The sequence below is a fragment of the Variovorax sp. JS1663 genome, assembly GCF_002157355.1.
GTDB lineage: Bacteria > Pseudomonadota > Gammaproteobacteria > Burkholderiales > Burkholderiaceae_C > Variovorax.
Window position 1 is genome coordinate 173,408 of record NZ_LYMK01000002.1, and the last position, 25,970, is coordinate 199,377.

At 69.2% G+C, this 25,970-nt stretch carries 27 protein-coding genes; 19 read left to right on the forward strand and 8 right to left on the reverse strand.

From position 1 onward, the window contains the following. The first annotated feature begins 156 nt into the window (after positions 1–156). The 7 genes from A8M77_RS03035 (at position 157) to A8M77_RS03070 (ending at position 7,822) form a co-directional block, all read left to right on the forward strand. Positions 157–1,707 carry an ABC transporter ATP-binding protein gene (locus tag A8M77_RS03035; RefSeq protein WP_086920063.1) on the forward strand — a complete coding sequence of 517 codons (1,551 nt, stop codon included), beginning with the start codon at positions 157–159 and terminating at the stop codon, positions 1,705–1,707. Continuing rightward, the gene (locus tag A8M77_RS03040) at positions 1,700–2,851 is read left to right on the forward strand and encodes an ABC transporter permease (RefSeq protein WP_086920064.1); all 1,152 of its coding nucleotides are present in this window, start codon (positions 1,700–1,702) and stop codon (positions 2,849–2,851) included. Before A8M77_RS03035 ends, A8M77_RS03040 begins: the two co-directional genes overlap by 8 nt. Beyond that, positions 2,851–3,771 carry an ABC transporter permease gene (locus tag A8M77_RS03045; protein WP_086920065.1) on the forward strand — a complete coding sequence of 307 codons (921 nt, stop codon included), beginning with the start codon at positions 2,851–2,853 and terminating at the stop codon, positions 3,769–3,771. The genes A8M77_RS03040 and A8M77_RS03045 overlap by 1 nt, the downstream gene beginning before the upstream one ends. Positions 3,772–3,817: 46 nt before the next feature. Continuing rightward, a complete protein-coding gene (locus tag A8M77_RS03050; RefSeq protein ID WP_086920066.1) occupies positions 3,818–4,987 on the forward strand; it encodes a BMP family ABC transporter substrate-binding protein in 1,170 nt (389 codons plus the stop codon). Positions 4,988–5,448: 461 nt separating this feature from the next. Further along, positions 5,449–6,507, forward strand: coding sequence for an adenosine deaminase (locus tag A8M77_RS03060; RefSeq protein ID WP_086920068.1), 1,059 nt, complete (start codon positions 5,449–5,451; stop codon positions 6,505–6,507). Between the two features lie 57 nt (positions 6,508–6,564). Then, positions 6,565–7,590, forward strand: a complete 1,026-nt coding sequence (locus A8M77_RS03065; protein ID WP_086920069.1) for a GSU2403 family nucleotidyltransferase fold protein — start codon at positions 6,565–6,567, stop codon at positions 7,588–7,590. 43 nt (positions 7,591–7,633) lie between these two features. Continuing rightward, complete coding sequence (locus tag A8M77_RS03070; protein ID WP_143694535.1) at positions 7,634–7,822, forward strand: hypothetical protein; 189 nt, start codon at positions 7,634–7,636, stop codon at positions 7,820–7,822. A 7-nt stretch (positions 7,823–7,829) separates the two neighbouring features. On the opposite strand, the gene A8M77_RS03075 is transcribed toward A8M77_RS03070, so the two are convergent. Genes A8M77_RS03075 through A8M77_RS03085 form a run of 3 tightly spaced genes read right to left on the reverse strand, consistent with a single transcriptional unit; the run spans position 7,830 to position 10,921 of the window. Beyond that, entirely contained in the window at positions 7,830–9,083 is a 1,254-nt protein-coding gene (locus tag A8M77_RS03075) for an MFS transporter (protein ID WP_086920071.1), read from the reverse strand. Positions 9,084–9,140: 57 nt separating this feature from the next. Further along, a complete protein-coding gene (locus A8M77_RS03080) occupies positions 9,141–9,761 on the reverse strand; it encodes a pyridoxamine 5'-phosphate oxidase family protein (RefSeq protein WP_086920072.1) in 621 nt (206 codons plus the stop codon). Further along, positions 9,758–10,921, reverse strand: a complete 1,164-nt coding sequence (locus A8M77_RS03085; RefSeq protein ID WP_086920073.1) for an MFS transporter — start codon at positions 10,919–10,921, stop codon at positions 9,758–9,760. The genes A8M77_RS03080 and A8M77_RS03085 overlap by 4 nt, the downstream gene beginning before the upstream one ends. An 80-nt stretch (positions 10,922–11,001) precedes the next feature. Between A8M77_RS03085 and A8M77_RS03090 the strand changes: the two genes are divergently transcribed. Beyond that, the gene (locus A8M77_RS03090; protein ID WP_086920074.1) at positions 11,002–11,910 is read left to right on the forward strand and encodes a LysR substrate-binding domain-containing protein; all 909 of its coding nucleotides are present in this window, start codon (positions 11,002–11,004) and stop codon (positions 11,908–11,910) included. Here the strand turns inward: A8M77_RS03090 and A8M77_RS03095 are convergent. Next, on the reverse strand, positions 11,907–12,263 hold the full coding sequence (locus tag A8M77_RS03095) for a hypothetical protein (protein WP_086920075.1): 357 nt from the start codon (positions 12,261–12,263) through the stop codon (positions 11,907–11,909). The genes A8M77_RS03090 and A8M77_RS03095 overlap by 4 nt on opposite strands. Positions 12,264–12,519: 256 nt before the next feature. Here A8M77_RS03095 and A8M77_RS03100 point away from each other — a divergent pair, with 256 nt between their 5' ends. The 3 genes from A8M77_RS03100 (at position 12,520) to A8M77_RS03110 (ending at position 14,590) form a co-directional block, all read left to right on the forward strand. Continuing rightward, positions 12,520–13,047 (forward strand): GNAT family N-acetyltransferase, encoded by a 528-nt coding sequence (locus A8M77_RS03100; protein ID WP_086920076.1) that lies wholly within the window; start codon positions 12,520–12,522, stop codon positions 13,045–13,047. 64 nt (positions 13,048–13,111) lie between these two features. Then, positions 13,112–13,405, forward strand: a complete 294-nt coding sequence (locus A8M77_RS03105) for an EamA family transporter (protein ID WP_086920077.1) — start codon at positions 13,112–13,114, stop codon at positions 13,403–13,405. 93 nt (positions 13,406–13,498) lie between these two features. Next, complete coding sequence (locus A8M77_RS03110; RefSeq protein WP_086920078.1) at positions 13,499–14,590, forward strand: BMP family ABC transporter substrate-binding protein; 1,092 nt, start codon at positions 13,499–13,501, stop codon at positions 14,588–14,590. Here A8M77_RS03110 and A8M77_RS03115 read toward each other — a convergent pair. After that, positions 14,587–15,468, reverse strand: a complete 882-nt coding sequence (locus tag A8M77_RS03115) for a LysR family transcriptional regulator (protein ID WP_086920079.1) — start codon at positions 15,466–15,468, stop codon at positions 14,587–14,589. The two genes, A8M77_RS03110 and A8M77_RS03115, sit on opposite strands and share 4 nt — an antisense overlap. Positions 15,469–15,566: 98 nt before the next feature. Between A8M77_RS03115 and A8M77_RS03120 the strand changes: the two genes are divergently transcribed. Continuing rightward, on the forward strand, positions 15,567–16,169 hold the full coding sequence (locus A8M77_RS03120) for a short chain dehydrogenase (RefSeq protein ID WP_086920080.1): 603 nt from the start codon (positions 15,567–15,569) through the stop codon (positions 16,167–16,169). A gap of 21 nt (positions 16,170–16,190) precedes the next feature. Here A8M77_RS03120 and A8M77_RS03125 read toward each other — a convergent pair whose 3' ends face one another. After that, positions 16,191–17,009 carry a MetQ/NlpA family ABC transporter substrate-binding protein gene (locus A8M77_RS03125; RefSeq protein ID WP_086920081.1) on the reverse strand — a complete coding sequence of 273 codons (819 nt, stop codon included), beginning with the start codon at positions 17,007–17,009 and terminating at the stop codon, positions 16,191–16,193. Positions 17,010–17,204: 195 nt separating this feature from the next. Here A8M77_RS03125 and A8M77_RS03130 point away from each other — a divergent pair, with 195 nt between their 5' ends. The 3 genes from A8M77_RS03130 to A8M77_RS03140 are packed head-to-tail and all read left to right on the forward strand — an operon-like array spanning position 17,205 to position 19,547. Beyond that, positions 17,205–18,050, forward strand: a complete 846-nt coding sequence (locus A8M77_RS03130; RefSeq protein WP_086920082.1) for a methionine ABC transporter ATP-binding protein — start codon at positions 17,205–17,207, stop codon at positions 18,048–18,050. After that, on the forward strand, positions 18,043–18,705 hold the full coding sequence (locus A8M77_RS03135; protein WP_086920083.1) for a methionine ABC transporter permease: 663 nt from the start codon (positions 18,043–18,045) through the stop codon (positions 18,703–18,705). Before A8M77_RS03130 ends, A8M77_RS03135 begins: the two co-directional genes overlap by 8 nt. Positions 18,706–18,734: 29 nt before the next feature. After that, the gene (locus tag A8M77_RS03140; protein ID WP_086920084.1) at positions 18,735–19,547 is read left to right on the forward strand and encodes a MetQ/NlpA family ABC transporter substrate-binding protein; all 813 of its coding nucleotides are present in this window, start codon (positions 18,735–18,737) and stop codon (positions 19,545–19,547) included. Between the two features lie 6 nt (positions 19,548–19,553). Here the strand turns inward: A8M77_RS03140 and A8M77_RS03145 are convergent, their stop codons facing one another. Both A8M77_RS03145 and A8M77_RS03150 read right to left on the reverse strand, forming a co-directional pair. Further along, complete coding sequence (locus A8M77_RS03145) at positions 19,554–20,216, reverse strand: acyltransferase (RefSeq protein WP_086920085.1); 663 nt, start codon at positions 20,214–20,216, stop codon at positions 19,554–19,556. Then, the gene (locus A8M77_RS03150) at positions 20,213–21,358 is read right to left on the reverse strand and encodes a glycosyltransferase family 4 protein (protein ID WP_158100873.1); all 1,146 of its coding nucleotides are present in this window, start codon (positions 21,356–21,358) and stop codon (positions 20,213–20,215) included. Before A8M77_RS03150 ends, A8M77_RS03145 begins: the two co-directional genes overlap by 4 nt. Before the next feature lie 182 nt (positions 21,359–21,540). On the opposite strand from A8M77_RS03150, the gene guaD reads away from it, so the two are divergent. The 4 genes from guaD (at position 21,541) to A8M77_RS03170 (ending at position 25,966) form a co-directional block, all read left to right on the forward strand. Then, a complete protein-coding gene (gene guaD, locus A8M77_RS03155) occupies positions 21,541–22,830 on the forward strand; it encodes a guanine deaminase (RefSeq protein ID WP_086920087.1) in 1,290 nt (429 codons plus the stop codon). A gap of 57 nt (positions 22,831–22,887) precedes the next feature. Then, on the forward strand, positions 22,888–23,454 hold the full coding sequence (dcd, locus tag A8M77_RS03160; RefSeq protein ID WP_086920088.1) for a dCTP deaminase: 567 nt from the start codon (positions 22,888–22,890) through the stop codon (positions 23,452–23,454). Positions 23,455–23,521: 67 nt separating this feature from the next. Beyond that, positions 23,522–24,397 carry a KPN_02809 family neutral zinc metallopeptidase gene (gene ypfJ, locus A8M77_RS03165; protein WP_086920089.1) on the forward strand — a complete coding sequence of 292 codons (876 nt, stop codon included), beginning with the start codon at positions 23,522–23,524 and terminating at the stop codon, positions 24,395–24,397. Between the two features lie 102 nt (positions 24,398–24,499). Continuing rightward, positions 24,500–25,966: a DEAD/DEAH box helicase gene (locus A8M77_RS03170; RefSeq protein WP_086920090.1), complete on the forward strand. Its 1,467-nt coding sequence runs from the start codon at positions 24,500–24,502 to the stop codon at positions 25,964–25,966. Positions 25,967–25,970 lie beyond the last annotated feature (4 nt).

Consider the following 25,970-nt stretch of genomic DNA (forward strand, 5'->3'; position numbering starts at 1 on the left):
CGACTTGAACCTCAGGTTGTGTTGCGCTTGAGCTGACGGCGGATCTCTTTGGCCAGGGGCGCCGCGGAACCGGCTTTGCCGGGCCGCTGGCGTCGCCCCCGGCGAGGGGTTGGCGGCCACACGAAGTGGGCAAGCCTGGGGGAGGACCTTTCCAGCATGACAACCCACCACAGACTCCAGCTCTCGAACATCACCAAGCGCTACCCCTCGGTCGTCGCCAACAGCGACGTGTCCCTGGTGGTCGCTCCGGGCGAAACCCACGCCGTGCTCGGCGAGAACGGCGCCGGCAAGTCCACGCTGATGAAGATCATCTACGGCGCGGTCAAGCCGGACGAGGGCAGCGTGATGTTCGACGGCCAGCCCGTCGCCGTGCGCAACCCGCAGGAGGCGAGGGCGCTGGGCATCAGCATGGTGTTCCAGCACTTCAGCCTGTTCGACACCCTGACGGTGGCCGAGAACGTCTGGCTGGGGCTGGACAAGAGCCTGTCGCTGGCCGAGGTCACCCGCCGCATCGCGGCCAAGGCCGGCGAGTACGGGCTGGACATCGACCCCTCCCGCCCGGTCCACACCCTGTCGGTGGGCGAGATGCAGCGGGTCGAGATCATCCGCGCGCTCTTGACCGACCCCAAGCTGCTGATCCTGGACGAGCCCACCTCGGTGCTGACGCCGCAGGCGGTGACCAAGCTCTTCGTGGTGCTGAAGAAGCTGGCCGCCGAGGGCTGCAGCATCCTCTACATCAGCCACAAGCTGCACGAGATCCGCGAGCTGTGCAGCGCCTGCACCGTGCTGCGCGGCGGCAAGGTGACCGGCGTGTGCAACCCGCGCCAGGAGAGCAACGAATCGCTGTCGCGCCTGATGATCGGCGCGGAGCCGCCGCCCCTGCAGCACAGGCCGGTGCATGCAGGGGCCGTGGCGCTGCGCGTCAAGGGCCTGACGCTGGCGCGCGAGGACCAGTTCGGCGTGGACCTGGACGGCGTCTCGCTCGACGTGCGCGCCGGCGAGGTGGTGGGCATCGCCGGCGTGTCGGGCAACGGCCAGAAGGAACTGCTCTACGCGCTCTCCGGCGAAGACACGCGGGCCGAGGCCGGGATGATCGAAGTGTTCGGCCAGGCAGCCGCGCGTTTCCGGCCGCGCAGGCGGCGCGCGCTGGGCCTGCATTTCGTGCCCGAGGAACGCCTGGGCCGCGGCGCGGTGCCGACGCTGAGCCTGGCGCACAACATGCTGCTCACGCGCAGCAACGCGGTGGGGCGGGGCGGCTGGATCCGCACCGGCGCGCTTCAGCAGCACGCAGGCCGGATCATCGAGCGCTTCAAGGTCAAGGCCGGCGGGCCCGGTGCGGCGGCGCGCTCGCTCTCGGGCGGCAACCTGCAGAAATTCATCGTCGGGCGCGAGATCGACGCCAATCCGAAGATCTTCGTCGTCTCGCAGCCGACCTGGGGCGTGGACGTGGGTGCCGCGGCCCTCATCCGCGGAGAGATCCTGGCGCTGCGCGATGCTGGCTGCGCGGTGCTCGTGGTCAGCGAGGAGCTGGATGAGCTCTTCGAGATCAGCGACCGGCTGCACGTGATCGCCAAGGGCCGGCTGTCGCCTTCGATCGACCGCGCCGCGGCCACCGTGCCGCAGATCGGCGAATGGATGAGCGGCCTGTGGGGCGGCGCGCCTCATGCGGCCCCTGCAGGGAAGAACGAGGAGGTCGCCCATGCTTAAGCTCGAACCCCGCCCGCAGCTGTCGCGCTTCTGGAGCTACGGCTCGCCGATCCTGGCGCTGCTGGTGACCGTGCTGATCGGCATGGTGCTGTTCTCGGCGCTGGGCAAGGACCCGGTCAAGGGCCTGCTGGTCTTCTTCTGGGAGCCGATCAAGAGCGGCTATGCGCTGGGCGAGCTGATGGTGAAGGCCACGCCGCTGTTGATCATCGCGCTGGGGCTGGCCGTGTGCTTCCGCTCCAACGTGTGGAACATCGGGGCGGAAGGCCAGTTCGTCTTCGGCGCGATCGCCGCTGGTGGCGTGGCGCTGCTGGCCGACAAGACCACCGGTCCGTGGATCGTCGTGGCGATCCTGCTGGCCGGCATCGTGGGCGGCATGGTGTGGGCCGGTATCGTCGCCCTGCTGCGCGACAGGTTCAACGCCAGCGAGATCCTGGTCAGCCTGATGCTGGTGTACGTCGCGACGCTGCTGCTGGGCTATATGGTCTACGGGCCCTGGAAGGACCCGATGGGCTACAACTTCCCGCAGACCAAGACCTTCGAAGCGGTGACGCAGATCCCGCGCCTCATGAAGGGCTCGCGCGTGAGCATCGGCCTGGTGATCGCGCTGCTGGGCGCGGCGGCGCTGTGGGTCTTCCTGTTCCGCACGCGGGCCGGCTTCGCGCAGCAGGTCGGTGGCCTGGCGCCGGCGGCGGCGCGCTACGCGGGCTTCTCGGCCCGGCGCGCGATCTGGATCGCGCTGCTGACCTCGGGCGGCGCGGCCGGACTGGCGGGCGCGCTCGAAGTGGCGGGCCCGATCGGCCAGCTCACGCCGTACGTGCCGGCGGGCTATGGCTTCGCGGCCATCATCGTGGCCTTCGTCGGGCGGCTGCACCCGGTGGGCATGATCTTCTCGGCCATCCTGATGAGCATGTTCTACATCGGGGGCGAGCTGGCGCAGTCGCGGCTGGGGCTGCCCAAGTCGCTGACCGGGGTGTTCCAGGGGCTGCTGCTGTTCACGCTGCTGGCCTGCGACACGCTGATCGCCTACCGCATCCGGCGCAAGGCGGCGCCGAAGCCGGCGGCGGCGCCTGCCGGTACCTCTTCTCTCCAGGCCAGCACGCCGCTGACCGCCCCTGTTGCCCGTCCCACCGAAGGAGCCGCATGATGGAAAGCTACGCACTCCTCCTGGGCTCCACGCTCAGCGCCGGCACGGTACTCGCGATCGCCGCGCTGGGCCTCTTGATCAACGAGAAGGCCGGCATCGTCAACCTCGGCGCCGAGGGCATGATGCTGTGCGCCGCCATCGCCGGCTTCGCCACGGTGGTGAACACGCACAACACATGGCTCGGCTTCGCCGCCGGCATGGCGGCCGGGGCGCTGCTCGCGGCCTTCTTCGGCGTGCTGGTGATCTGGCTCAATACCAACCAGTACGCGACCGGGCTGGCGCTGAGCCTCTTCGGCGTCGGCTTCTCGGCCTTCGCGGGCATCCGCTTCGTGCAGGCCAAGCTGCCCGAGAGCACGAACTACGCGCTGCCGGTGCTGGGCGATATCCCTCTGGCCGGGCCAGCGCTGTTCCGGCACCACCCGATGGTGTATCTGGCGGTGCTGCTCACCATCGGGCTGATCTGGTTCCTCTACCGCACGCGCGCCGGCCTGGTGCTGCGCTCGGTGGGCGAATCGCCCGAGTCCTCGCATGCGCTGGGCTACCCGGTGCGGCGCATCCGCTTCATGGCGGTGATCGCGGGCGGCGCGCTGTGCGGGCTGGCGGGGGCGTACCTGTCCACCGTCTACACGCCGCTGTGGGTCGAGGGCATGGTGGCGGGCCGCGGCTGGATCGCGCTGGCGCTCACCACCTTCGCCACCTGGCGGCCGGTGCGGGTGCTGCTGGGCGCCTACCTGTTCGGCGGGGTGTCGATGCTGGGCTTCCACCTGCAGAGCACCGGGGTCAACGTGCCCAGCCAGTTCCTCAGCATGCTGCAGTACATCGCGCCGATCGTGGTGCTGGCGCTGATCTCGCGCAACCCGGCCTTCATCCGCGTGAACATGCCGGCTTCCATCGGGAAACCCTTCTACCCCGGCTCATAATTGCGTTCACAATTGTTTCCGGTGTAGCAATTCGAGGATTTCACCAATGAATGATCTGAACAAGCGTTCCCTGCTCAAGCTGGCTGCCCTGACCGCAGTCGCCTCGGCCGCCCTGATCGGCTGCGGCAAGAAGGAAGAGGCGCCGGCCCCCGCGCCCGCCGCCCCGGCGCCGGCCCCGGCAGCCGCCGCGCCTGCGCCGGCCGCGCCGCTGAACGTCGCGTTCGCCTACGTGGGCCCGGTGGGCGACGGTGGCTGGTCCTTCGCGCACGACAACGGGCGCAAGGCCATCGAGAAGGAATTCGGCGACAAGATCAAGACCACCTTCGTCGAGAGCGTGCCCGAGTCGGCTGATGCCGAGCGCGTGTTCCGCGACATGGTGGGCCAGGGCAACAAGCTGATCTTCGGCACCACCTTCGGCTACATGGAGCCGATGCTCAAGGTGGCGAACGACAGCAAGGAAGTGAAGTTCGAGCATGCCACCGGCTACAAGACGGCCGAGAACATGCGCACCTACGACAGCCGCACCTACGAGGGCGCGTACATGGCCGGCGTGATCGCCGGTTCCATGACCAAGAGCAACACGCTGGGCGTGGTGGGCTCGGTGCCGATTCCCGAGGTGCTGCGCAACATCAACTCCTTCACCCTGGGCGCGCAGTCGGTCAACCCGAAGGTCACGACCAAGGTGGTGTGGGTCAACGAGTGGTTCAGCCCGCCGAAGGAAACCGAGGCGGCCACCGCGCTGATCAACGGCGGTGCGGACGTGCTGTTCCAGAACACCGACTCGCCCGCCGTCCTGAAGACCGCGCAGGAAAAGGGCAAGCGCGCCTTCGGCTGGGATTCGGACATGACCGCCTACGGTCCCAAGGCCCACCTGGCCTCGGCCATCATCAACTGGGCGCCGTACTACACCAAGGCCGTGCAGGACGCGCTGGACGGCAAGTGGGCCACCGGTCAGACCTGGTGGGGCGTGAAGGAAGGGGCGATCGACATCGTCTCCATCGCCGAGGACGTGCCGGCCGAGACCAAGGCCAAGGTCGAGGAGATCAAGAAGGGCCTGAAGGACGGCAGCTTCTCGATCTGGAAGGGCCCGATCGTCGGGCAGGACGGCAAGGAAGTGGTGGCCGCCGGTGCGGTCGCCGACGACAAGTTCCTCTCGGGCGTGAACTTCTACGTCAAGGGCGTTGAGGGCAAGGTGCCTGGCGGCGATAAGAAGTAAGCGGTCCTGCTTCGGCCTGAAAGGGTTGCTGCGTATGGCAACCCTTTTTTATTGCTGGGGGACGGTGCGCGCCGCGGGAGGCGGTCTGCAGCCCGGGCTCATACTGGGGCGTTCGTCGCTTCGCGCCGACTCCGCTGCGGTGCTCGCGTGGGGGCGGCGCCGAAGAACTCGCTATGCGCCCCTTCGGGGCACTCCGCTCAAACAGCTGCGGCGAGTCAGTTCACGAAGCGCGCCTGTCCTTCGGCAGGCGCGCCCGCCCCCAAACTGCGCTCCTCGCCGCCCCAGAAATCGCCCGGTCCGCAGACCGCCTCCCGCGGAGCATGCGGCGGGGGTGCATTTCCTGGGGCGAACCGGAGCAGCACTCAATCGCAAAGGCATCCCAGCAGCGCGTAAGCGTCGCAATGTGGCCGAGACGGTCAGCAGCGCTTATCCTGTGCGCGAACACCACCCACGACCGCTCCATGACCGACCTGCGCCCCTTCGCCCACGACATCCCCGCCGATCGCCTTCCCGCGCTGCTCGCCGCCATGCCCAAGGCGGAGCTGCACATGCACATCGAGGGCTCGCTGGAGCCCGAGCTGATCTTCGCGCTGGCGCAGCGCAACGGCGTGGCCATTCCCTACGCCAGCGTCGAGGAGCTGCGCCGCGCCTACGCCTTCACCAACCTGCAGAGCTTTCTCGACATCTACTACGCCGGCGCCAGCGTGCTGCTGAAGGAGCAGGACTTCTACGACATGGCCTGGGCCTATCTCGAGCGCGCCGCCGCCGACAACGTGGTGCACACCGAGATGTTTTTCGACCCGCAGACGCACACGGCGCGTGGCGTTTCGATGCAGACGGTGATCGACGGCCTGCACCGCGCCTGCGTCGATGCGCAGTCGAAGCTGGGCGTGAGCGCGGCGCTGATCCTGTGCTTTCTGCGTCACCTGAGCGAGGAGGACGCCTTCGCCACGCTGGAGCAGGCGCTGCCGTTCCGCGACAAGTTCATCGGCATCGGTCTCGATTCCAGCGAGGTCGGCCATCCGCCCGAGAAGTTCGCGCGCGTGTTCGCCCGCTGCCGCGAGCTGGGCTTTCATCTCGTCGCCCATGCGGGCGAGGAGGGGCCGCCGGCCTACGTGTGGAGCGCGCTCGACGTGCTGAAGGTGGAGCGCATCGACCATGGCGTGCAGAGCACCAAGGACCCGGCGCTGATGAAGCGCCTGGCGCAGGAGCGCATCCCCTTGACCGTGTGCCCGCTGTCGAACCTCAAGCTCTGCGTCTTTCCCGACCTCGCGCAGCACAACCTGGGGCAGCTGCTCGACGCGGGGCTGTGTGCGACCGTGAACTCGGACGACCCGGCCTATTTCGGCGGCTACATGAACGAGAACTTCCTGCAGACCTTCGCGGCGACGGGGCTGACGGCGAAGCATGCATGGCAGCTGGCGGCGAACAGCTTCGAGGGCAGCTTTGTCGACGCGGCGATGAAGGCGCGCTGGACGGATCGCTTGAACGAGTGCTTCGCGCGGTTCGGGACGGCGTGACACGGAGCCTTGGAGCATTTACCCAATAAAATTCGCTTTTATTGGGTAACTCCGGACATGGCCTCAGGCATCCTGTACCGATCGCAAGAACTGGCTTTCAGAACCCAGTACGCCGAGCTGAAGGAGCGTACAGGTTCGGCGGACATCCTGCTTCCCGGGACGCCGGGCACCCTGGTCAAGCGCCAAGGCACTGGTTATGCCTACTGGTACCGTGTCTACTACCCGCTGCCGGGACGGCAGGCCGAGCAGATGGTCGGCAGAGAGGACGATGCCGAGGCCCATGACGGCATGCTGCGTCGGATCGAGTTCGCGCAGTGGGTTGCGGCCCAGGTCCGCGACCTGCGCAAGCTCCAGTTCCAGGTGGCGGACAAGGGCGTTGCCGGCGTGCTGGTCGAACTGCACAACCGCGGCATCCTCGGGGCGGGCGTGACGCTGGTCGGCACGCTGTGCTACATGGCGTGGCTCAACGAACTGGGTGCCAAGGCCGTCGCTGCGCGGACCCAGGACATCGATCTCGCGGCGCGGCAGAAGCTGAAGCTGGCCGTGCCGGCGTCGTTCCTTGCTGCCATGGACGCCACGCAGCTGGACTTTTCCCCTGTCCCCGGCATGCCGAGCCAGGCACCCTCCACCTCGGTCAAGCAGAAGGGGCGGGAGGGGCTGCGGGTGGACGTACTGACGCACGGCGATCGGATGGGAAAGACCGTGCCAGTGCCCCAGTTGTCATGGCATGCGCAAACGATGCCGCATTACGCCTACCTGCTGGATGATCCCCGGCAGGCGGCGATGCTGGCCGGCGGGCACTGCATTCCCTTGATGCTTCCGCGGCCGGAGCGATTCGTCTGGCACAAGCTGTACTCGAGCGCGTCGCGCCAGAGCTTTCGCGAGAAGGCCGAGAAGGACCTGATGCAGGCCGCCACGCTGGCGGCCATCTTGGTCGAGCAGCATGACGAAGTCTTGTCCGATGCCTTCGAAGAGACGCCGGCTGCCCTGCGCGATGCCGCGAAGAAGCGACTGCCCGCGCTGCGCCGTGCCCTGGCGGCCCATCCGCAGACGCTCGAGCAGTTCGAAAGCGTGCTCGGCTGATCATGAAGCCTGTGGACGCAGGCCTTGGCTCCGGGCCGCGACCTTGGCCGGATTGGGCCTGTCGGCGCGCACGACCTTCGGGCTGCCGTCGCAGGTGCGCCCGCTCGATCGCACCGAGGCAGGCCTGCCGGCGCTGCCGTCGATGGCTCTGGCCATGTACCGGGCCCAGGCGCAGCCCGAGGCGCCGGTCGCGCGCCTGGCCGGGCTGTTGCGCGAGGCCGTGTGCGCGTGAAGGCGCTTCAGGTGCCGGGCGTGCGCGGCGCCTTGGGCATGGCGGCCATGACGGCCGCGGCCAGCAGGTTGGCACCCACGCCCGCGATCAGCGGCAGCAGGTAGCTGCCGCTGAGGTCGAAGGCGAAGCCGGTGGCGCTCGGGCCGATCAGGGTGCCGACGGCGACGCTGGTGTAGAGCAGGCCGATCAGCGCGCCGATGTGGCGGCCGCCGAAGTAGTCCATCACCAGGGCCGGCAGCAGCGCGACGAAGCCGCCGTAGAAGAGGCCATAGACCAGCGAGAACACGGCCAGTGCCAGGAAGCCGGTCGATGCCGCCCAGATGCCAAGGGCGAGCGCCATGCCCGCGAACATGTAGACCATCGACAGCTGCCGGCCGAAGCGGTCAGCCAGGCCGCCGAGGAAGAAGCGGCCGACCGTGCTGCCGATGCCGACACCGCCCAGCAGCAGCACCGCCTGCGCCTGCGGAATGCCGTGGTCGAGGGCGTAGGGCACCAGGTGGACGAAGGGCACGAACAGGCCGAAGGAGGAGACCAGGCAGGCTGCGTAGAGCAGCACGAAGCGCCGGGAGCGAAGGGCCTCGCGCACGGCCATGCCCGCTGGCGCGCCAGTGTGCAGCCCGGGCCGCAGGGGATCGCCGTCGGGGCCCTGGCCGCGTCCGTGCGGATCGTCCTCGATCAGCAGCGCCATCCCGACGCCCACCAGCGCGGCCAGCCCGCCGAGCGCGAGGTAGGCGTCGCGCCAGCCCAGCGTCGCAATCAGCCACGCCGCCAGCGGCGGCATCGCCAGCGTGCCGACACCGATGCCGCTGACCGCCAGCCCCGAGGCGAAGCCGCGGCGCCGCAGGAACCAGCGCTGCACCACGCCGAGGACCGGGACATAGGAGCAGCCCACACCCAGCCCGATGCCGAGGCCGTAGGCCAGGTAGATCCCGCCCAGGCTCTGCGCCCGGCCGGCGAGGGCCAGGCCCAGCGCGACCAGCAGCATGCCGCCGACCGCCAGCGGGCGAGCGCCCCAGCGGTCCGCGAGCGGCCCGCTCGCGATGCCGAGCCCGAAGTAGAGGCAGCCCGCCAGCGAGAACACCAGCGACACCGAGCCGCGCGAGGCGCCGAAGTCGCGCTGAAGCGGCTCGAAGAAGGCGCTGAAGGTGTAGGCGCTGCCGAAGCCCACGAGGGTGACGGCAAAGGCGGCCGCCACGACGAACCAGCCGTAGAAGGGGCGCGAAGGGGCGGCGGCTGCCGCCGGGTCGCGGGGTGTGCTCATGGTGTCTCCAGGTCGGGACTCATTCTGCCCGGGGCCCAGGACCCGCGCAGGCGGTGCTCAGTACAGCGTGTTCCTCTGCCGCTGTGGCAGTTCGCGGTCGTAGGTCGCACCATCGAATTCGCCCGCGCTGAGCGCGGCCAGGATCGCACCCGGCGTGGGCACGGTGCGCGGCGTATCGGCCGGCACCGGCGCCCACAGCTTCGAGCGCTGGATGGCGCGCGCGCACTGGAAGTACGCCGACTCGACCTGGATGACGAGCACGCATTGCGGCGGCTTGCCGTCGACGCAGAAGCGCGCGAGCAGCTCGGGCGCGACCGTGAGGCGGGCCCGGCCCTTCACGCGCAGCGTCTCGCCGACGCCGGGGATCAGAAACAGCAGGGCCACGCGCGGGTCGGCCACGATGTTGCGCAGGCTGTCGATGCGGTGGTTGCCGCGCCGTTCCGGCAGGAGCAGTGTCCTCTCGTCCTGCACGGCGACAAAGCCCGGTGGGTCGCCGCGCGGCGAGGTGTCGAGACCGTCGCCGCTGCAGGTTGCCAGCACCGCGAAGGGCGAGGCCGCGATCAGGGCCTGGTAGTGCGGATGCAGGTGGTCCGTCACTTTCCTGAGCGATGCCTCGCCGGGCCGGCCATACAGCGCTTCGAGTTGGGCCAGGGTGTCGATGGTGTGAAGCTCGGTCATGGCGTTCGCGTTTCTGCCGTCGTGGCGGGAAGGGAGGGGGTGCGGGCACAGGCCAGTGCGGCCAGTGCCAGCAGCAGGGCCGGGATGCCGTAGAGCCACGTCGTGGGCGCCAGCGGCAGCAGCAGGCCCGCCAGCAGCGGCCCGGTGCCCGCACCGATGTCGCGCCAGACGGCGCGTGCCGCCAGGGCCTGCACGCGCGCCGGCCCCGGCGTGCGCTGCATCACGATCGGCGGCAGCAGCGGCAGCTGGAGGGCGCGCAGCACCACGATCGCGGCGGCGCAGGACCACAGCCAGCCCGCGCCGAAGCCCACCAGCGCCAGTGCCGTCAGCAGCGACAGCAGCACCAGCAGGCGCTCGGGGCCGAGTTTTTCGGCCATGCGGCCGCCGGCCGGGCTCAAGAGGATCTCGGCCAGGTAGCGCAGCGCCATGAGCAGGCCGGCCACCACCACCGCTCCGCCCGGCAGCAGGTCGCGGCCGAGGTAGGACAGGCCGACGATGAACAGCCCGTCGAGCGTGAGGCCCTCCATGAAGGACCAGGCATCGAGGCTGTTGGGCCGCTGGAAGCGGCGCCTGGATGCCGTGACCGGGTGCGGGAGCGCAGGCAGCCTGCGCGCGGCCGCCAGGCCCAGCAGCGCGACCGCGGCCAGCACCAGGAAGATCGGCCGTGGGCCGGCCCACTGCGCGAGCAGCGCGCCCAGCGGCAGTGCGAGCACCGGCCCCATCGCGATGAAGGCGCGCGAGCGGCCGCTGCGGCGCGACGCGCCGATCGGGTCCGCCGTCGCGAGCGCCTGGGTCGACAGGTTGAGCGCCGCGAAGCACAGGCCCCACAGCAGCCGCAGGGGCAGCAGGGCCCAGAAGCCCGAGAGCATGGCGTAGCCCAGCGCGCAGACCGCGGCCATCGTCACCGCGAGCAGGCAGGTGGGGCGGTCGCCGCGGCGGGCATAGAAGCGTGCCACCTGGCCATAGCCCGCGATGCGCACCAGCCGATTGGCGGCGAGCAGCAGCCCGGCCTCGGCCAGCGTGATGCCGAACTGGTCGGCGTACATCGGCAGCAGCAGGTACAGCAGCGTGTCCGCCGGCAAGGCCAAGGCCAGCGCGATGGCGGCGTGGCGGGAGTTGCCGTCGGCGGTGGCGGTAGACGAGAGGGGCTTCGGCGGCATCGGTAGCCCGATCGTGCGCCTGCCGTCCCGGCTTCGACAAACGACATTCCTGCGCCTGCATGCGTGAGAAAATCGCACACATGCCGTCCCGCGAGCCACCCCTGAATGCCGTCCGTGTCTTCGTGGCGGCGGCGCGGCAGCTGAGCTTCACGCGCGCGGCGGCCGAGCTGCACGTCACGCACAGCGCGGTGAGCCGGCAGATCCGGTCGCTCGAGGACTTTCTCGGCGTGGCGCTGTTCGAGCGGCGCATCCGCCAGGTCGCGCTGACCGCCGAGGGGCAGCAGTTCTATGCCGAGGTCGAGCCCGCGCTCGCGCAGATCGGTGCGGCGGCCCGCGCCCTGGCCCGTCCGGCCGCGGGCCGCGCCGCCGTACGCATCAACGTGCGGCCTTCCTTCGCGCTGCGCTGGCTGATCCCGCGGCTGCCGGACTTCGTCGAGCGCTATCCGGACATCGAGCCGCAGGTCGTCACCAGCACCCGCCTGCCCGAGCAGGAGGCGGAGGGCTTCGACGTCGCGGTACGGCGCGGGCTGGAAGGCTGGCCCCGGGCGATGCAGGTGCATCCGTTCCTGGAGGATGAGGGGCTGGTGGTCGGCGCGCCTGCGCTGTTCGCCACGCAGCCGCTGGCCGACGTCAGAGCCCTCTCCTCCCATGTGCTGCTGTCCGCGAAGACGCGCAAGAGCGACTGGGACGACTGGCGCAGGCGCTTCGGCGCGCCGCGCGCCCGGCCTGCCGGGCGGCTGCAGTTCGATCACCTGCACTTCGTGATGCAGGCAGCGGTCGACGGGCTGGGCCTCGCGCTGGCGCCGGCCTCGCTGCTGGCGCATGACCTGGAATCGGGGCGCCTGCAGGCCTGCCTGCCCGAAATGCGCATGCCGCTCACGCGCTACTACTACGGCCTGGCGCCCGGGGCCACGCCCGAAGCGCGCTGCGTGGCCGAGTGGTTCGAGGAGATGCGGCGGACGCAGAAGCGCGCCGCGGCAGGCCGCTAGGGCCGCTGGGTGCGCCCGGGGCGCGCCATGCCCTTGCGGGTCTTCTGGAGCTCTTTCAGCTGCGCCAGCTGGTTCGGGCAGTCCGCGTTGCTCGCCACCAGCACGAAGGGGCTGCGGCGCAGCGCCTCGACCGATTTCTCGACGTCCGCGGGCGGGCGGTTCTTGTTGACGAGCCCCGCGGCGACGGCGGCGCGGGATTCCTTGTAGAAGCCCTTCTCGAATGCCGGGGTGCCGCAGCGCGCCGCGATCACGCGCCAGTCGGCCTCCTGCTGCTCCGCTGCAGTCGGCGCGGCCGACTGCCGCATCGTCTGCGCCTCGGCCGGCACCCAGATGCCGAGGACGGATGCCGACAACAGTGCTCCCAATTCGATACGCGCTTTCATGACCTGACCGCTTCCAACGAACGCCGATGGGCGTTGCGCGTTTCCATCCTACTGCTGCGCCGTCGCGGGTGCATGCCGTCGTCGTGAACTATTGCGCCGTGGAGCGCGCGAAGTTGCGAATTCGCATCGCCGCGTGGTGGCTGCGCCGCATGCGCGCTGCCGCGGGGCCGCGCGCGGCCATCCCCTAAGATCGTCTGCCCAGCCGCCAGCGAGGAGAGCAGAAGCGATGAACACCCCCCATGCGCCCGTCCGCTGCCTCACCGAGGTCACGGACGGCCAGGCCCACGCGCTTGCCGAACTGCTGATCGACTGCGTGGAAGGCGGCGCCTCGGTGAGCTTCATGCATCCGTTGTCCGTGCCCCGGGCGCTGGCCTTCTGGCGCGGCGTGGCCGAGGGCGTGGCCCGCGGCGAGCGCGCGCTGCTGGTGGCGGAGGACGCGAGCGGCATCGTGGGCACGGTGCAGCTGGTGCTTGCACAGCCCGAGAACCAGCCCCACCGCGCCGACGTCTCGAAGATGCTGGTGCACCGCCGGGCGCGGCGCCGGGGACTGGGTGAAGCCCTGATGCATGCGGCCGAGCAGCTGGCGCGCGAGAGCGGCAAGTCGCTGCTGGTGCTCGACACGGCCAGCGGCGACGCCGAACGGCTCTATGAACGCTGCGGCTGGCAGCGCTGCGGCACCGTCCCCGGCTACGCGCTGTGGCCGCAGGGCGGCCTGTGCGACACCACCTTCTTCTACCGCGTCCTGGACGCCTGAGCTTCGGCGGGCGCCATGGACAACCTGCTGGTCGGCGCGGCGCTGCTGAGCGCCGTGCTGCATCGTGAACGCGGCCGCCTTTGCCGCGCTGCAGCGCCGCTCGGGCGCGTCCGTGACCGTCATGGCCGCCCAGTGGCCCCGGGCCCTGCCTGCGGGGATGGCGGCGATGCTGTCCTACCTGCTGATCCTGTGGGTGTTCCAGCACGCGCCCATCGCTCTGGGCGCCGCGCTGCGCGATACCAGCGCGGTCTTTGCTGCCGTGATCGCGGTGACGATCCTCAAAGAGCCGCTGGACCGCCGCGTGCCGCTGGCCGTGTTGCTGGCGACTGCGGGGTCGATGTTGATCCGGCTGGGCTGAACCAGGTCATGGCCGCAGCCGACTAAAATATCGCCCCGGCGCTGCTGCCCCGCAGCGCCAATTTTTTTGTCCGGGGCCATGTAGAGGAACACCATGTACAAAAACCTCGCAGCCGCGCTCGCGGCCGCCTGCTTTTTCGTCTCGCCATCTTTTTCCCAATCCGCAAAGGCCGCGGCCGATCCATTGAAGATCGGCTTCGTGTACGTCGCGCCCATCACCGATGCCGGCTGGGTGCGCCAGCACGAGGAGGGCCGCAAGGCCGTCGAGGCCGCGCTCGGCGGCAAGGTGAAGACCACCTTCGTCGAGAACGTGCCCGAGGGCGCGGATGCCGAGCGCGTGATCCGCGACCTCGCGCAGCAGGGCAACAAGCTCATCTTCACGCCCAGCTTCGGCTACATGGAGCCCACCCTCAAGGTGGCGCGTGACTTCCCTGACGTGAAGTTCGAATCCATCACCGGCTACAAGAACGCGCCGAACGTCGCGACCGCGAATGCGCGCTACTACCAGGGCCGCTACCTGGCCGGCGTCGCGGCCGGGCGCATGACCAAGACCAACGTCGCCGGCTTCGTGGCGGGCTTTCCCATTCCGGAAGTGCTGCAGGGCATCAACGCTTTCACCCTGGGCATGCGCTCGGTCAACCCGAACGCGCAGGTGAAGGTGGTGTGGCTGGACGCCTGGTTCGATCCGCCGAGGGAGCGCGATGCCGCGATGAGCCTGTTCAACCAGGACGTGGACGTGATCGCCTTCCACACCGGCTCCACCGCCGTGATGACCGCCGCGCAGGAGCGCGGCAAGATGGCCGTCGCCTACCACTCCGACATGCGCAAGGCAGCGCCCGATGCGCAGATCGTCGCCGTCACGCACCAGTGGGGCGGCTACTACACGCAGCGCGCGCAGGCGGTGCTCGACGGCAGCTGGAAGCCCATCAACGTCTGGGGCGGCGTCAAGGAGGGAATGATCCGCGTCGGCGACTTCGGCCCGAAGGTGCCCAAGGCCGTGCAGGAGGAGGTGCTGGCGCGCCAGCAGGACATCGCCAGCGGCAAGCTGCAGGTCTTCCGCGCCGTCGAGGACGTGCGCGACAACGAGGGCCGGCTCGTCATCGCCAAGGGCCTGAGCCTGCGCGACGACCAGATCCTCTCGATGAACTGGCTGGCCGAAGGCGTGCAGGGGCGCATCCCGCGCTAGCCCAGGCGCTCGACCACGAAATCGACGAAGCTGCGCAGCTTGGCGCTCGGCCGTGCCTCGGGCTGGCGCACGATGAAGACGTCGCGCGTAGGCAGCTCCCAGTCCGGCAGCAGCCGCACCACCTGGCCCGCGGCGATGGCCGGTGCGAGCAGCGGGTCGGCCTGCACGATCACGCCGACGCCGGCCATCGCGGCCGCGAGCAAGGCCTGGCCGTTGTTGGTGTGGAGCGGACCGCGTACCGGCACGTGCACGGTCTCTTCGCCGCGCGTGAAGCGCCACGCATGGTCCGGGCCCCAGGCGGCGAATCCGAGCAGGGGCAGGGCCTCGAGCTCGCGGGGATGGCCCGGCATGCCGTGGCGCGCGACGAAGGCGGGGCTGGCCACCGCGAACATCCGCGAGCGCGCCAGCGGCCGCGCGATCAGCCGTTCGTCGACCGGCGTGCCCGAGCGCACGCCGCAGTCGAAGCCTTCCTCCGCCAGGTCGACCATGCGGTCGTTGAGGTTCAGTTCCACCTTCACCTGCGGGTGCGCCGCCAGGTAATCGCCGATCACGGGCGTCAGCCGGTGCGCGCCGTACGCCACCGGCGCCGTCACGCGCAGGGTGCCCTGCGGCACGGCACGCAGCGCCTCGGCCACGCCGTCGGCCATGCGCACACTCGCCAGCGCGTCGCGGCAGCGCTCGAGGTAGGCGGCGCCGATCTCGGTCAGCCGGTGGCGGCGCGTGGTGCGCTCGAGCAGGCGCGCACCCAGCTGGCTTTCCAGCGCCCGGATGTGCTTGCCGACCATCACGGCGGAGAGGTCCAGCGCCTCGGCCGCGGCGGCGAAGCTGCCGGCATCAATGGTGGCGACGAAGACTTCCATGGCCCGCAGCTTGTCCATATTGCTAACTCTCGCTTTCGATTGGACGAAGCGTATCGCCATTGATCGGTCGAGGCCCCGGCCGAACAATCGGTCCGTCTCGTCCAACGGAGTGGTTCATGAGGATTCTTTTGGTGGGTGCCAGCGGCGCCATCGGCAGCGCGGTGGCGGCGGCCTTGGCGAAGCGGCATGAGGTGCTGGGCGCCGGGCGCAGTCATGGCGAGCATCGCGTCGACATCACCAGCGACGCCAGCGTCGAGGCGCTGTTCGAGGCCGTCGGGCCGCTGGATGCGATCGTGTCGGCGGCCGGCAATCTCTTCTTCGGGCCGCTGTCCGCCATGCGGCCCGCCGACTTCAACCTCGGGCTGCAGGACAAGCTGCTGGGCCAGGTGCGGCTCGCGCTGCTGGGCCAGCATGTGCTGCGCGACGGCGGCTCGATCACGCTGACCACCGGCATCGTGGCCGAGGAGCCGATCCGCGAGGGCGCCAACGCGACCGCGGTCAACGCGGCCGTCGAGGGCTTCGTGCGGGCCGCTGCGATGGAGTTGCCGCGCGGGCTGCGCATCAACGCGGTGAGCCCCACCGTGCTCACCGAGTCGCTTCCGACCTATGGCCCTTACTTTCCGGGTTTCGAATCCGTACCGGCCGAGCGGGCCGCGCAGGCCTATGTGCGCAGCGTCGAGGGGCCGCAGACCGGGCGGGTGTACCGGGTCTGGCAGTAGGCTGCCGCGCGGGCCTTTTCTTCAGAAGGCCGGTACCAGCGAGCCCTTGAACTGGGTCTCGATGAAGCTCTTGACCTCGGGCGACTGGTAGGCCGCGACCAGCCGTTTCGCCCACGGCTTGTCCTTGTCGGCGCGGCGCACCGCGATCAGGTTGGCATAGGGACTCTTGGGGGACTCCTTGATCACCGCGTCCTTCGCCAGTGAGAGACCCGCCTTCTCGGCATAGTCGTTGTTGATGGCGGCGATGGCGAGGTCGTCCAGCGAGCGCGGCAGCTGGGCGGCATCGAGCGGCACGAGCTTGAGCTTCTTCGGATTCGACACGACGTCGAGCGGCGTGGCGGTGTTGTTCTTCACCGCCTCCGGCTTGAGCGTGATGAGCCCGGCCGTCTGCAGCAGGAGCAGCGCGCGGTTGCCGTTGGACGGGTCGTTCTGGATGCCGACCGAGGCGCCGTCGGGCAGCGCGTCGATGGACTTGAGCTTGCGCGAGTAGAAGCCCAGCGGCGCGGTGATGGTCAGCCCCACCGGCACGATGTCGAAGCCGCGTGCCTTGTTCTGGTTGTCCAGGAAGGGTTGGTGCTGGAAGGCGTTGGCATCGAGGTCGCCGGCCGCGAGCGCGGCATTGGGCAGCTGGTAGTCGTTGAACACCACCAGGTCGATCTTCAGGCCGTCGCGCCCCGCCACTTTCTTGACCACCTCGAAGATCTGCTCGCCGTTGCCGACGGAGACACCGACCTTGATCGTGTTCTTGTCCTGCGCCTGGGCGGGCAGCGCGGGAAGGGTTCCGGCGGAAAGCGTGGCGATGGCGCCCAGCAGGACGCGGCGGCGAAGGGAAGCAAGCATGTTCAAGAAGCGCTCGGCGCAAAGAAAGGGAGCGCGAATGTGCCATCGAAGCGTCACCCTGCGAACGAAGAAGTGCGCATGTCGATATCCGATTTGCGCCGGGACTGCGCGCGCACGGGCCGCATAAGCAATCCACTATTTGTTCGTTCTCTTGGCGCCCTCCGCTGGCCATACTCCACCGCTTTTTGAAGCTCGATGACCGGCCCTTCCTTCGACGGCACTCCCAAGCCGCCAGTGATTCGTCTTGAATCCGTCCAGAAATCCTTTGCGCTGCCCAGCGGCGAAGTCTTCGATGCCGTCCGTTCGCTGTCGCTCGACATTCCCGAGGGCGGGATCTTCGGCCTGATTGGCAAGAGCGGCGCCGGCAAGTCCACGCTGCTGCGCCTGATCAACCTGCTGGAGCGGCCCGATGCGGGCAGGGTCTTCGTCGCGGGACGCGACCTGACCACGCTCTCGCGGCGCGCGCTGCGCGACACGCGCCAGAGCATCGGCATGATCTTCCAGCAGTTCAACCTGCTGCAGAACGCCACGGTGTTCGACAACGTGGCCTTTCCGCTGCGCATCCATGGCCGGCATGCGCGGGCCGAGATCGATGCGCGCGTGCGCGAATGCCTGGACGTGGTGGGCCTCGCCGAGAAGATCGACAGCTATCCGGCCCAGCTCTCCGGCGGGCAGAAGCAGCGCGTGGCGATCGCGCGCGCCCTGGCGCCGCGGCCGCAGGTGCTGCTGTGCGACGAACCCACTTCGGCGCTGGACAGTGAAACCACGCGCTCGCTGCTGCAGACACTGCGCGAGATCAACGCGAAGCTGGGCGTCACCATCGTCATCGTCACGCACGAGTTGCCGGTGGTGGAGATGCTGTGCACGCAGGTCGCAGTGCTCGAGCAGGGCAGACTGGTCGAGCAGTTCGCGGTCGATGCACCGGCCGCCGAACGGCACACCGCGCTCGGACGCGAACTCGATGCGCTGGTGCGCCGGCGCCAGCGGGAAGCGGCCGAGCCGCAGCAGCAGGTCATCGCACGGGAGCTGGCCTATGCCTGAGAACATCGCCGCCATCCTGCCCGAGCTGTGGGTCGCCAGCGGGCAGACCTTCCTGATGCTGGGCATCGGCCTCGCGGCCGCGGTCTTCATCGGCGGCCCGCTCGGCGTGCTGCTGTTCCTGCTCGGGCCCGGGCAGTCGCTGGAAAACAGGCCGGCCTTCCTGGTGCTCAACTGGCTGGTGAACACCGTGCGCTCCTTTCCGTTCATCATCCTGCTGGTTGCGCTGGTGCCCTTCACGCGCATCATCGCCGGCACCTCGATCGGCCCGCTGGCGGCCGCGGTGCCGCTGTCCTTCGCCGCCATCCCGTACTTCGCGCGCCTGGTCGACCAGTGCCTGCGCGAGGTGCCGCGCGGCGTGATCGAGGCCGCCCACGCCATGGGTGCGAGCGAGCTGCAGATCGTCTGGCGGGTGCTGGTGGTCGAGGCGCGCTCGGGCCTCGTGCTCGCGCTCACGGTGCTGGCGGTGAGCTTCCTTTCCTATTCGGCGATCGCCGGCGTGGTGGGCGGTGGCGGGATCGGCGACCTGGCGATCCGCTACGGCTACTACCGCTTCCAGACCGACGTGATGGTGCTCACCGTGGCGCTGCTCGTGGTGCTGGTGCAGATCCTCCAGTTCGCCGGCAACACCGCGGCGCGCCGCCTCGACAAGCGCTGATTTCCTCTTTCCTCTTCATTGCATCTCCCATGACACACGCATTGCTCCGCCGCACCGTCCTCGCCCTGTCCCTCGCCGCGCTCGCACTCGGCGCGCAGGCCCAGGCCGACGCCAAGAAGAACCTCGTGATCGGCGGCACCGCCGGCTCCAACATCGACCAGCTCAAGCTGGGCATCGTGCCCCTGCTCGAGAAGAGGGGCTACAAGGTCAAGCTCGTCGAGTTCAACGACTACGTGCAGCCCAACCTCGCGCTCGCGCAGGGCTCGCTGGACGCCAATTTCTTCCAGCACCTGGTCTACCTGAAGAAGTTCGCGGCCGACCAGAAGCTGGACCTCGTCGAGCTGGTGCAGGGGCCGATCGCGCCGCTGGGGGCCTACTCGACCAAGCGCAAGTCGCTGGCCGAGGCGAAGGAAGGCGATCGCGTGACGCTGCCCAACGACCCGAGCAACCTCGCGCGCGCCCTGGTGCTGCTGGAGCAGAACGGACTGGTCACACTCAAGGGCGGCATCGACCCGATCCGCGCGACCGAGAAGGACATCGAGCAGAACCCGAAGAAGCTCAAGTTCATCCCGCTGGAAGCGGCCCAGCTGCCGCGCTCGCTGGGGGACACCGAGTACGCCATCATCAACGGCAACTTCGCCATCTCCTCCGGCCTGAAGCTCACCGAGGCGGTGGCGCTGGAGAAGACGCCTGACCACTACCTGAACGTGGTCGCCGTCAAGCGTGCGGACAAGGACGCGGCCTGGGCCCGCGACCTGGTCGAGGTCTACCGGTCGAAGGAATTCAAGGCGGTGGTGGACAGCAGGTTCGCGGGCTACGCCAAGCCCGGCTTCCTGCAGTAGGCAGTTTCAGTGCACGAATCCGCGCTCGCGGTGGAAGTAGGCGGCCTCGGGGTCGAGCTGCTTCACCGCCACGGCCGGCGAGCCGGCATACACGACGAACGGCGCCGCGTGCGCCTTGTTGAGCACCGACCCCGCCCCCAGCATCGACCGGTCGGGCAGCGCGGCCCCGCCGAGCACCGTGACGCGGGTGCCCACCAGGCAGTAGGCGCCGATGCGGATCGGCTTGCAGTCCTGGCGGTTGTCCACCACGTTGATGCCGTGCGTGATGATCTGCGAGTGGTAGCCGGCGATGGTCGTGAAGGCGCCGATGTCCACGCGGTCGGTGCAGTCGATGATGTGCTGCTTGGTGACGGCGGCGTGCTCGCCCAGTGACAGCGTGGGGTCGCGGTCCTTGCGGTGCGTGAAGTGGGCGCCGGCCGGCGGATGGCCGGTGATCCAGTTCGAGCGGTCGATCACCGAATGGGCGCCGCATTCGAGCCGGCCCAGGTGGATGGCGACGTTGAAATGGCCGATGTAGGCCCCTTCGCCCATCACCAGGTGGCCGGGGAAGACATAGGACAGCCCGATGCGCGCCCCGTCCGCGATCTCGTAGCCCCAGAAGCGCCGCAGCACGGCACGCTTCAGGGACCAGGGCAGCAGCACCACCAGGAGCCCCAGCAGCCTCTTCACCGGGCGGCCTTTCGCTCGTCGAGCACGCGGCGGTAGGTTTCCACGTAGTTCGAGGCCATGCGGTGCGCCGTGTAGTGCGAGGCGTTCTCCAGGCCCAGGCGGCGCATTTCCTCGAAGCGCGGCGCGGCCTCTTCGATGGCCGTGGCCATGGCCTCCGCGTCGTTGGGGTCCGCGTAGACCGCGCCTTCGCCGCCGATCTCGTTCATCGGCGCCAGGTCCGAGGTGAAGACCGGGCAGCCGCAGGCCTGGGCCTCGATGATCGGCCAGCCGAAGCCTTCCTGGAGCGAGGGAAAGAGCAGGGCGGTCGCGCTCGCGTACAGGGCACGCAGCTCCTCGTGCGACACCTTCTGCACCGCCTTGACGCGGTCGGCCACGCCGTGCTCGCGCGCCAGCTCGGCCATCTCCGGCACCAGCTCCGGGCCGACGAAAAGCAGTTGGTCCACCGGCGCCGGCCGGCCGCTGGCGGCCGCGTGCGCCTGCAGCGCAATGAAGGTTTCCAGCACCTTGCGGCGGTTCTTGCGGGCCAGGTCCCAGCCCACGTGGATCAGGTATTTGTCCTGCGTCGAGAGGCCGAAGCGGCCAATCAGGGCCTGGGCTTCCGCCGGCGGGACGGGGCGGAAGTCGTCGTTGAGGCCGTTGAGCACCACCGTGACGCGGGATTCCTCGGCCAGCCCCAGCGCCAGCAGTTCGCGCCGGGTCAGGTGCGAGACGCAGGCGACCAGGTCGGCCGCACCCAGCCCCTTGACGATCAGCCGCTGGAACAGGCGCCCGGTCCAGCCCACGCTCCAGCCGTCGACCATGCCCTTGGCGGCCTGGACGGCAATCACGTCGTGGCAGGTGATGACGTTGGGCTTGTTCTTCACCCACGGGATGTACATGCCGTTGGAATGGTCGGCCACGTGCACCACGTCGGCCCAGCGCAGCTGGCGGGCCAGGGTGGGGAGGAAAAGGATGAACTTGTCCACGTAGCCCAGCCATTTCCAGAGGCGCGAGCTGGTGGGCACGTGCAGCACGCGCCGGGGCGGCGTGAGCACGCGCAGCTCGCAGCCCTCATGGGGCAACTCGCGTTCCAGGATGCGCTTGAAGGCCAGCATGCTGGTCTGGCCGTCGGGGACGTAGTTCCCGATGAGAAGCACTTTCATGTTGGACAGGGCGCGGCGTTTTGCGTCTCGGAAGACATCGCTGTTGGTGTTGGCGTAAAAAGGAATTATGTTCGACCGGCAGGCCGGCCCCGCGAAGGGCGGGGCGGACGCCGGGTTGTCATATAGCGTCCATACGCGCTCGCACATTCCGTACCGGCCGCGCGGCCTTACCCTCCGAGCCCATGCAAGCGTACCGTGCCTCCCTTTTGCGTTTCGATGCCGCCGGCCAGCCGGTGTACGACGAAGACGGCCTGCTCGTCGTCGGCCCCGACGCCGCCGGCCGGCAGCGCGTGATCGACGCCGGCGCCCACGACGCGGTGGCCGCCCGCCATCCGGGCCTGGCCGTGACCCACTGGCCGGGGCGCGTCATCGCCCCCGGCTTCGTGGACATGCACGTCCATTTTCCCCAGACCGACATCATCGGTGCCCCCTCCGCAGGGCTGTTGCCCTGGCTCGAAAACTACACCTTCCCGGCCGAGAGCCGCTTCGCCGAACCGGCGCACGCGGCCGAGGTGGCCGAGGTCTTCTTCGACGAGCTGCTGCGCAACGGCGTCACCACCTCCCTGACCTTCGCGACCTCGCACCCGCAGTCGGTGCAGGCCTTCTTCGAGGCCGCGCAGCGCCGCAGCCTGCGCATGATCACAGGCAAGGTCCTGCAGGATCGCCATTCGCCTGATGGTGTACGCGACGAGACTGAACAGAGCCTGGTCGACACCGAGACGCTGATCCGCCGCTGGCACAACGTGGACCGCCTGGGCTACGCGATCACGCCGCGCTTCGCCCCCACCAGCACCGACGCCCAGTTGCGTGGCGCGGGCGAGCTGGCGGCGAAGTACCCGGACACCTGGATCCATTCCCACGTGGCGGAGAACAAGGACGAGGTGAAATGGGCGCGCGAGCTGTTCCCGGCGGCGCGCTCCTACCTGGACGTCTACACCGGCTTCGGCCTGATGCGCGAGCGGGCCGTCTACGCCCACTGCATCCACTTCGACGACGCCGACCGCCGCCTGATGCGCGAGACCGGCACGGCGGCGGCCGTCAGCCCGACCAGCAACCTGTTCCTGGGCAGCGGCTTCTTCGACTTCGAGGGCGCGGACCGCATCGGCTGCGCCTACGGCCTGGCGAGCGACGTGGGCGGCGGCACCAGCTTCAGCCCCTTCTCGACCATGCTGGCGGCCTACTACGTCGGCCGCGAGGGCCAGACCAAGCCGGGCCTGAGCATCCCGCCCTCGCAGCTGTGGTGGCGCCACACCGGCGGCGCGGCGCGGGCGCTGGGGCTGGACGGGGTGATCGGCAATCTGCAGCCGGGCTGCGAGGCCGACTTCCTGGTGCTCGACCCGAAGGCGACGCCGCTGCTGGCGCGCAAGACGGCGCGCGCGAACAGCCTGGAGGAGTTGCTCTTCGCGATGATCGTGCTGGGCGACGATCGGCTGGTCGAGCGCACCGTGATCTCCGAGGCCCGTGCTGCCTGAGATCCCGGGAAAGGGCCCGGGGTTGCCTAGAATGGCGGCCCCAGGAAGGACCCCGACATGAGCATCAAGAGCGACAAGTGGATCCGGCGCATGGCCGAGAAGAACGGCATGATCGAGCCCTTCGAGCCGGGCCAGATCCGCGAACGGGACGGCCACCGCATCATCAGCTACGGCACCTCCAGCTACGGCTACGACATCCGCTGCGCGCCCGAGTTCAAGGTCTTCACCAACATCCACAGCACGGTGGTGGACCCGAAGGCCTTCGACGAGAAGAGCTTCGTCGACTTCCAGGGGGACTTCTGCATCATCCCGCCCAACAGCTTCGCGCTGGCGCGCACGGTCGAGTACTTCCGCATCCCGCGCAACGTGCTGACCATCTGCCTGGGCAAGAGCACCTACGCGCGCTGCGGCATCATCGTCAACGTCACGCCCTTCGAGCCCGAATGGGAAGGCTACGTGACCCTGGAATTCAGCAACACGACCCCGCTGCCCGCCAAGATCTACGCCGGCGAGGGCTGCGCCCAGGTGCTCTTCTTCGAGAGCGACGAGGTCTGCGAGACCAGCTACAAGGACCGCGGCGGCAAGTACCAGGGCCAGCGCGGCGTGACATTGCCAAAAGCCTGACAGGCGGCCGCGTCCCGAGCGCGTACCATCGGCACGGCAACCGCCCCGGGGCGGCAAGGAGCGCGTCATGAGATGGGAAGGCAACGAACAATCGGACAACGTCGAGGACCGTCGCAGCGGGGGCGGCGGCTTCGGCGGCCTGCCGATCGGGGGGCGCAGCGTGGGGCTGGGCACCATCGTGGTGGCGCTGGTCGCGGGCTGGATCTTCGGCATCAATCCGCTCACCCTTCTGGGCATGATGAGCGGCGGCGAACCGCCGGCGCAGGTGCAGCAGGGGCCGGCGCAAAGGCCCCCGGCCGAGGACCGCGAGGCCGCCTTCGTCTCCACCGTGCTGCGCAACACCGAGGTGGTGTGGGGCCAGGTCTTCCAGCAGAACGGCGGCAGCTACAGGCCCACCCGCCTGGTGCTGTTCCGCGGCGCCACGCCGACCGCCTGCGGCACCGGGCAGTCGGCCATGGGGCCCTTCTACTGCCCCGGCGACAAGAAGGTCTACATCGACCTGGGCTTCTACGACACCCTCTCGCGCCAGCTCGGCGCGCCCGGCGAATTCGCCCGCGCCTACGTGATCGCGCACGAGGTGGGCCACCATGTGCAGGACGAACTGGGCATCACCGGCAAGGTCGACCAGATGCGCGGGCGGCTCAGCGAATCGCAGAACAACGCGCTGAGCGTGCGCGTCGAACTCCAGGCCGACTGCTTCGCCGGCGTCTGGGCGCACCATTCGCAGGAATCCAAGCAGTGGCTGGACCCGGGCGACATCGAGGCGGCCATGAACGCCGCGGCCAAGATCGGCGACGACGCCCTGCAGCGCTCGGCCGGCCGGGCGGTGGTGCCGGACAGCTTCACCCACGGCTCCAGCGCCCAGCGGCAGCGCTGGTTCGGCGCCGGCTACAAGACCGGGAAGATCCAGGACTGCGACACTTTCGCCGCACGGAGCCTGTAGCGCCTGCGGGAGGGTGCTTTGCTGCTATCGAAAAAGTAGCGAAACATCCAGTCACCGCAATGTCATCCCTGGATTTTGCGGCGGTGCGACAATAGAAGGTTCATGACCAGTTCCTTCTCCAATCTTTCCCTGGCCGAACCGCTGGCGCGCGCCGTGGCCGACATGGGCTACGAGACCATGACGCCGATCCAGGCGCAGGCCATCCCGGTGGTGCTTGCGGGCCAGGACGTGATGGGCGCCGCGCAGACCGGTACCGGCAAGACGGCCGCCTTCTCTCTGCCCCTGCTGCAGCGCATGCTCAAGCACGAGAACAGCTCGACCTCGCCCGCCCGCCACCCGGTGCGTGCCCTGGTGCTGCTGCCCACGCGCGAGTTGGCCGACCAGGTGGCGCAGCAGGTCAAGATGTACGCGAAGTACACGAACCTGCGCAGCACGGTGGTGTTCGGCGGCATCGACATGAAGCCGCAGACCCTGGAGCTCAAGAAGGGCGTCGAGGTGCTGGTGGCCACGCCGGGCCGGCTGCTGGATCACATCGAAGCCAAGAACGCGGTGCTCAACCAGGTCGAGTACGTGGTGCTCGACGAGGCCGACCGCATGCTGGACATCGGCTTCCTGCCCGACCTGCAGCGCATCCTGTCGTACCTGCCCAAGCAGCGCACCACGCTGCTGTTTTCGGCCACTTTTTCGCCCGAGATCAAGCGCCTGGCCAGCAGCTACCTGCAGAACCCGGTCACCATCGAGGTGGCGCGGCCCAACGAGACGGCTTCCACCGTCGAGCAGCATTTCTACAGCGTGAGCGACGACGACAAGCGCCGTGCGCTGAAGCAGATCCTGAGGCAGCGCGGCCTCAAGCAAGCCTTCGTTTTCGTCAACAGCAAGCTGGGCTGTGCACGGCTGGCGCGCTCGCTCGAGCGCGAGGGACTCAACACCACCGCCCTGCACGGCGACAAGAGCCAGGACGAGCGCCTGAAGGCGCTGGCCGCCTTCAAGGCCGGCGAGGTCGACCTGCTGGTGGCGACCGACGTTGCAGCCCGCGGCCTGGACATCAAGGACGTGCCGGCGGTCTTCAACTTCGACATCCCCTTCAATGCCGAGGACTACGTGCACCGCATCGGCCGCACCGGCCGTGCGGGCGCCTCCGGCCTGGCGGTGAGCTTCGCCAGCGGCGGCAACGACGTGCGGCTGGTGGCCGACATCGAGAAGCTGATCAAGAAGAAGATCGAGCTGGAGCCGGTGGAGTTCGACGAGGACCGTCCGCGCGGCCGCATCAACGACGGCCGCCGCCACTGGCGCGACGAAGGCGAAGCGGGCGATGCGCGTGACGTGCTCGACCAGCCGCGCGAGCGCTCCGGTGAAGCCCGCTTCGGCCGCGGTGGCCGGCCGCACCGTGCACCGGCGGCGCCGCGCGATCCCTTCTTCGAGAAGCCCTACGAGGCGCCCGAGCGGGAAGCCGCGCCCTCCTGGGAAGCAACCCCCAAGACTGCCTCGTCACGCGCGATCTCCAGCAACATCAAGAGCAAGCGCAAAGTGGCGGCCCTGTTCAAGGCCGCGGCACCGGCCACGAGCTGAACGA